Here is a 5,446-nt window from a genome sequence, read left to right as displayed (position 1 = left end):
TGAAGGGGTGTTAAATGAATAGCGTAAATTTCTATTAAAAATTAAGCAAAAAGGCGACCTTTCGGTCGCCTTTTGGTCTCAACGTAGTTAATTGGCTTAACGACGTTTCTTCGTCAACTCGATCACTCGAAGCTGAGCAATGGCTTTAGCCAGTTCACTGGCCGCTTGTGCGAAGTTCATATCGCCGTGCTGATTCTGGATATTCTCCTCAGCGCGACGCTTAGCTTCTGCTGCCTTCGCTGCGTCTAGGTCTTCACCACGAATTGCAGTATCAGCCAGCACAGTCGCTGTGCCAGGCTGAACTTCAACAATACCACCAGAAACATAAATGATTTCTTCGTGGCCGTGCTGTTTCACAATACGCACCATACCAGGCTTAATAGCGGTCAGCAGCGGTGTGTGGCCGTGGAAAATACCCAGCTCACCTTCGCTACCGGTCACCTGGAACGTTTCAACGAGGCCTGAGAAGATTTTCTTCTCAGCACTCACAACATCCAGATGAAAGGTTATTGCTGCCATATCGCCTCCTAGTTAGCCTTATAGCTTCTTCGCATTCTCAAGAGCTTCGTCGATTGCACCGCAGTACATGAACGCTTGCTCTGGAACATCGTCGTAGTCACCAGCTAACAGGCCTTTAAAGCCACGTAGAGTTTCTTTTAGTGGTACGTAGATACCTGGGTCGCCCGTGAAGACTTCCGCTACGTGGTAAGGCTGAGTTAGGAAACGCTCAATCTTACGCGCACGAGCTACCACTTGCTTATCGGTTTCAGACAGTTCGTCCATACCCAGAATCGCAATGATGTCTTTCAGCTCTTTGTAGCGTTGCAGAGTCTGTTGAACGCCACGCGCAATGTCGTAGTGCTCTTGACCAACAACCAATGGATCTAGCTGACGAGAAGTCGAATCCAGTGGGTCGATCGCTGGGTACAGACCCATTGCTGCGATGTTACGGTTAAGTACAACCGTTGCATCCAAGTGAGCAAACGTGGTTGCTGGTGACGGGTCGGTCAAGTCATCCGCAGGTACGTATACCGCCTGTACAGACGTGATAGAACCTTTCTTAGTTGACGTGATACGTTCCTGAAGTACACCCATCTCTTCAGCCAGTGTTGGCTGGTAACCTACCGCAGATGGCATACGACCCAGAAGTGCCGATACCTCTGTACCCGCAAGGGTATAACGGTAGATGTTATCGATGAACAGCAGTACGTCACGACCTTCATCACGGAAACGCTCAGCCATAGTCAGACCAGTCAGAGCTACACGCAGACGGTTGCCTGGTGGCTCGTTCATCTGGCCGTAAACCATCGCTACTTTTGATTCTTCAGGTTTCTCGATGTTTACAACACCCGCTTCCTGCATCTCGTGGTAGAAGTCGTTACCCTCACGAGTACGCTCACCAACACCAGCAAATACAGACAGACCTGAGTGTTGCAGTGCGATGTTGTTGATAAGTTCCATCATGTTAACGGTCTTACCTACACCTGCACCACCGAACAGACCGATTTTACCACCCTTAGCGAATGGACAAATCAGGTCGATTACCTTAACACCAGTTTCCAGCAGCTCAGTTGCGTTAGACTGCTCTTCGTAGCTTGGTGCTGCACGGTGAATCGAGTAAAGCTCTTCAGCACCGATTTCACCACGTTCATCAATCGCATCGCCAAGTACGTTCATGATACGACCTAGCGTTTTAGTACCTACTGGCACTGAAATTGGAGCGCCAGTGTTTTCAACTGTCATTCCACGACGTAAACCATCCGAGCTACCCATTACGATTGCGCGTACAACGCCACCGCCAAGCTGTTGCTGAACTTCAAGAACCAGACGTTCTTTTGAGTCCGTTACGTTTAGAGCGTCGTATACCTGAGGTACATCGCTCTGCGGGAACTCTACGTCGACTACCGCACCGATGATCTGTACGATCTTACCTGTAGCCATCGTTAATCCTCTAAACTGTTTGTTTTACCTAAGCTTAAACCGCTGCTGCGCCGCTCACGATTTCTGACAGTTCTTGTGTGATCGCAGCCTGACGGGCTTTGTTGTACACAAGTTCTAAGTCATCAATCAGATTTGAGGCGTTATCCGTTGCAGCCTTCATCGCAACCATTCGAGCCGCTTGCTCACAAGCAAGGTTCTCAACCACACCTTGGTAAACCTGAGACTCTACGTAGCGCAGCAATAGCGCATCCAGCAGAGGTTTTGGTTCAGGTTCATAGATGTAGTCCCATGAATGCTCACGCTGCATCTCTTCGCTGTCCGATTTAGGCAAAGGTAGCAATTGATCGATCTTTGGTTGTTGTACCATGGTGTTCACGAATTCGTTGAACACTACGTACAGACGATCCAACTCGCCGTTATCATATTTCTTCAGCATCACACCAACAGAACCGATCAGGTCTTCCAGTGATGGGCTATCGCCCAGACCAGATACCTGAGCCGCTACTTTAGCGCCGCTGTTGTTGAAGAATGCCGTTGCTTTTGAACCAATAATGGCCAAATCAATTTCAGCACCCTTCTCTTTCCACGCTTGCATGTCTGTAACAGCTTTCTTGAACAGGTTAATGTTCAAACCACCACACAAGCCACGGTCGGTAGAAATAATGATGTAACCAACACGTTTCGCTTCACGCTCTTCTAGATACGGATGACGATACTCTAGATTCGCGTTGGCGACATGACCGATCACTTTACGCATAGTTGCCGCGTATGGACGAGAAGCTTCCATGGCGTCTTGAGAACGACGCATTTTTGAAGCTGCTACCATTTCCATCGCTTTCGTAATTTTCTGAGTGCTTTTCACACTACCGATTTTATTACGTATCTCTTTTGCGCCGGCCATCGTTACTCTCCATTAGTTGGTGGCAAAACTTGCCACCGACCTATTACCAAGTTTGGGTTGCTTTGAAATCGTCAACCAGCTTCTTCAGCTGAGCTTCGATGTCATCGTTGTAAGCACCCGTCTTGTCGATCTGCGCTGCTAGTTCAGCGTGTTGACCGCGAGCGTACGATAGTAGAGCCGCCTCGAAATCCAGAACTTTGCTCAGTTCTACATCTGCAAGGTAACCGCGCTCTGCTGCGAAGATAGTCAGAGCCTGATCAAAAACAGACATTGGAGCGTACTGCTTCTGTTTCATCAGTTCTGTTACTTTCTGACCGTGCTCAAGCTGACGTTTAGTCGCATCATCCAGATCCGAAGAGAACTGCGCGAATGCTGCCAGTTCACGGTACGCTGCAAGTGCAGTACGGATACCGCCTGACAGCTTCTTGATGATTTTCGTCTGAGCTGAACCACCTACACGAGAAACTGAGATACCTGGGTCAACTGCTGGGCGAACACCCGCGTTGAACAGTTCAGTTTGTAGGAAGATCTGACCATCGGTAATCGAGATTACGTTAGTCGGTACGAATGCGGATACGTCACCAGCTTGGGTTTCGATGATAGGCAGAGCAGTCAGAGAACCGGTCTTACCTTTCACTTCACCGTTAGTGAAACGTTCTACGTAGTCAGCGCTTACACGAGCAGCACGCTCAAGTAGACGTGAGTGGAGGTAGAAAACGTCACCAGGGAAAGCTTCGCGACCTGGCGGACGACGTAGCAGTAGAGAGATCTGACGATAAGCAACAGCTTGCTTAGAAAGATCATCGTAAACAATCAGTGCATCTTCACCGCGATCACGGAAGTATTCACCCATTGCACAACCTGCGTAAGGCGCAAGGTATTGCAGAGCTGCAGACTCAGAAGCTGACGCTACCACAACGATAGTGTTCTTCAGAGCGCCATGCTCTTCAAGTTTACGTACTACGTTCGCGATAGTAGAAGCTTTCTGACCAATCGCTACGTAAATTGAGTAAATACCTGAATCTTTTTGGTTGATGATCGCATCGATCGCCATCGCTGTTTTACCAGTCTGACGGTCACCGATAATCAGCTCACGCTGACCACGGCCGATTGGAATCATCGAGTCCACTGATTTGTAACCAGTTTGAACAGGCTGATCAACTGATTGACGGTCGATTACGCCTGGTGCAATCACTTCTACAGGAGAAGTCAGAGTTGCATTGAGTGGACCTTTACCGTCGATTGGTTCGCCCAGTGTATTCACTACGCGGCCAAGCAGTTCAGGACCAACTGGCACTTCAAGAATACGACCAGTACCAGTTACTTTTTCGCCTTCCTTAAGGTCAGCATATGGGCCCATTACAACCGCACCAACCGAGTCACGCTCAAGGTTAAGTGCTAGTGCAAAACGGCCACCCGGTAATTCAATCATTTCACCCTGCATCACGTCCGCTAGGCCGTGAATACGGATAATACCATCGCTTACCGATACGATAGTACCTTCATTACGAGCTTCACTAACAACGTTGAAAGACTCAATACGCTGTTTAATCAGATCGCTAATTTCCGTGGAATTAAGTTGCATGCTCCAATCCCCATTAAGACTGCAAGGCATCGCTCAGGCGGTTCAAACGACCACGCGCTGAGTTATCGATGACTAGGTCTCCGGCTCGAATTACTACCCCACCAAGTAGGGTCTCATCTACACTGCAATTCAGCTGAACTTTGCGTTCCAGACGCTGCTCAAGTTTGCTGCTGATGTCTGCCAGTTGCTGCTCTGAAAGTTCAGTTGCTGAAATAACTTCAACATCGACTTTCTTCTCATGCTCTTGTTTCAGAGCATGGAATTGAGCACAAACATCCGGAAGGGCCTGTAAGCGGCCATTCTCAGCCATTACCTTCAGCAGGTTCTGACCATGTGCATCAAACTGATCGCCACAAATTGCGACAAAGATTTCTGCCAATTTCTCAGCAGACGTCGAACTGGTTAACAGTTCTTTAATCTGGTCGTTCATTGCGACTTCGGCAGCGAAAACAAGCATCTGGCTCCATTGATCCAGTTGTTGTTTTTCCACCGCAAATTCAAATGCTGCTTTAGCATAGGGGCGTGCAATTGTAGTCATATTAGACATTCGGCGCCCCCAGACTTAAAGTTTTGCAGTAATGTTGTCGAGAATATCTTTGTGCGCATCTTTATCGATAGTACGCTCAAGGATCTTCTCAGCACCAGCAATAGCCAGAGTTGCAACTTGTTTGCGCAGCTCATCGCGGGCACGGTTACGCTCAGACTCAATTTCAGCATCAGCTTGAGCAAGGATTTTCTGGCGTTCTGCCTGAGCTTCCTCGCGCGCTTCATCCAAAATTTGCGCTTTACGTTTGTTCGCAGCCTCAATGACCTCAGTTGCTGTGCGCTTCGCTTCTTTTAATGAATCAGAAGCGTTGGCTTGTGCTAGGTCCAAATCTTTCTTTGCACGCTCAGCAGCTTGCAAACCGTCAGCAATTTTCTTCTGACGCTCTTCAATTGCGTTCATGATTGGCGGCCACACATACTTCATGCAGAACCACACAAACAGTGCGAATGAAATTGCTTGACCTAGCAGAGTT

6 protein-coding genes are annotated in these 5,446 nt (G+C 48.5%); all 6 read right to left on the bottom strand.

Going from position 1 to position 5,446, the window contains the following annotated elements:
• Window positions 1–96: 96 nt before the first annotated feature.
• Window positions 97–519, bottom strand: a complete 423-nt coding sequence (locus ACN0WX_RS15340; RefSeq protein WP_136487711.1) for a F0F1 ATP synthase subunit epsilon — start codon at window positions 517–519, stop codon at window positions 97–99.
• A gap of 18 nt (window positions 520–537) precedes the next feature.
• Entirely contained in the window at window positions 538–1,941 is a 1,404-nt protein-coding gene (atpD, locus tag ACN0WX_RS15335; RefSeq protein WP_417623207.1) for a F0F1 ATP synthase subunit beta, read from the bottom strand.
• A gap of 34 nt (window positions 1,942–1,975) precedes the next feature.
• Entirely contained in the window at window positions 1,976–2,842 is an 867-nt protein-coding gene (gene atpG, locus ACN0WX_RS15330) for a F0F1 ATP synthase subunit gamma (RefSeq protein WP_020430349.1), read from the bottom strand.
• A gap of 43 nt (window positions 2,843–2,885) precedes the next feature.
• The gene (gene atpA, locus ACN0WX_RS15325) at window positions 2,886–4,427 is read right to left on the bottom strand and encodes a F0F1 ATP synthase subunit alpha (RefSeq protein ID WP_020430350.1); all 1,542 of its coding nucleotides are present in this window, start codon (window positions 4,425–4,427) and stop codon (window positions 2,886–2,888) included.
• A 13-nt stretch (window positions 4,428–4,440) separates the two neighbouring features.
• Window positions 4,441–4,974 (bottom strand): F0F1 ATP synthase subunit delta, encoded by a 534-nt coding sequence (gene atpH / locus ACN0WX_RS15320; protein ID WP_020430351.1) that lies wholly within the window; start codon window positions 4,972–4,974, stop codon window positions 4,441–4,443.
• A gap of 15 nt (window positions 4,975–4,989) precedes the next feature.
• A partial coding sequence (atpF, locus tag ACN0WX_RS15315; RefSeq protein ID WP_417623206.1) for a F0F1 ATP synthase subunit B occupies window positions 4,990–5,446 on the bottom strand: 457 nt, incomplete at its 5' end.

Origin of the sequence: Parasphingorhabdus sp., assembly GCF_048269915.1 — a bacterium.
Classification (GTDB): Bacteria; Pseudomonadota; Alphaproteobacteria; order Sphingomonadales; family Sphingomonadaceae; genus Parasphingorhabdus.
This window is presented reverse-complemented; position numbering and strand designations above follow the sequence as displayed.